The 1,215-nt window shown below is 70.9% G+C and carries 1 protein-coding gene; it reads right to left on the bottom strand.

The annotated features are described in order from the left end of the window. Positions 1-1,215, bottom strand: a 1,215-nt coding sequence (locus ACZ5NH_RS45525; RefSeq protein ID WP_468784377.1) for an acyl carrier protein, incomplete at both ends; no start/stop codon positions are given.

Raw genomic sequence — 1,215 nt, 5'->3', positions numbered from 1 at the left:
CACCCTCACCCCAGCCGGTGCCGTCCGCACCCGCCGCGAACGCCTTCACCCGGCCATCGGCAGCAAGACCACGCTGCCGGCTGAAATCGACGAAGGCCTCGGGGGTGGACATGACGGTGACGCCGCCGGCCAGCGCCAGCGTGCACTCGCCGCTGCGCAGCGCCTGCACGGCCAGGTGCAGGGCGACGAGCGAGGAGGAGCAGGCGGTGTCGACGGTCACCGCGGGGCCTTCCAGCCCGAAGACATAGGAGATACGTCCGGAGACCACGCTCGCCGCGTTACCGGTGCCGAGGTGACCCTCGATGCCCTTGGGCGGAACGGCGATCAGGGACGCGTAGTCCTGTCCGTTGGTGCCGACGAACACACCGGTACGGCTGCCGCGCACCGTCGTGGGGTCGATGCCGGCGCGTTCGCACACCTCCCAGGCGGTTTCCAGCAGCAGTCGCTGCTGGGGGTCCATCGCCAGCGCCTCACGTGGTGAGATGCCGAAGAAGGCCGCGTCGAACCGGTCGGCGTCGCCGAGGAAGCCGCCCTCACGGGTGTAGGAGGTGCCCTGCCGTTCGGGGTCGGGGTCGGCGAGGCGTTCCAGGTTCCAGCCGCGGTCGGTCGGGAAGCCGGAGATCGCGTCGCGGCCGTCGGTCACGAGGTGCCAGAGGTCCTCCGGTGACCGGACGCCACCGGGGAAGCGGCAACTCATCGCGACGATCGCGATCGGGTCGTCGGTGTCCGTGGCGACGGCGGTCAGAGCCGGGGTGCCCACCGCGGTCTCCCGTCCGAGGAGTTCGTCGCGCAGGTGGGCGGCGAGAGCGGAGGCCGTGGGGTAGTCGTAGACCAGGGTCGTCGGCAGGCTCAGCCCCGTGACGGCGCCCAGACGGTTACGCAGCTCCACAGCGGTGAGGGAGTCGAAGCCCAACTCCCGGAACGCACGGTCACCATGGACGGCATCGGCACCACTGTGCCCGAGCACGGCCGCGACCTGGGCCCGCACCAGGTCCAGCAGTTCGCGGTGCTGCTCCGGCCCGGTGAGGCCCATCAGCCGCTCGGTGACCGTGGTGGCCTCGTTGGCGTCGGTGACGACACGGGGGTTGCCCGAGGTCTGCGAGGTCTTTCGCGCCTCGGTCAGTTCGTCGAGGAGTGTGCTGGGGCGTACGGCGGTGAAGCCGGACGCGAAGCGTTCCCAGTCCAGGTCCACCACACACAGCGCCGGATCACCGA

It is taken from the genome of Streptomyces sp. NPDC031426, assembly GCF_055581585.1.
This window is presented reverse-complemented; position numbering and strand designations above follow the sequence as displayed.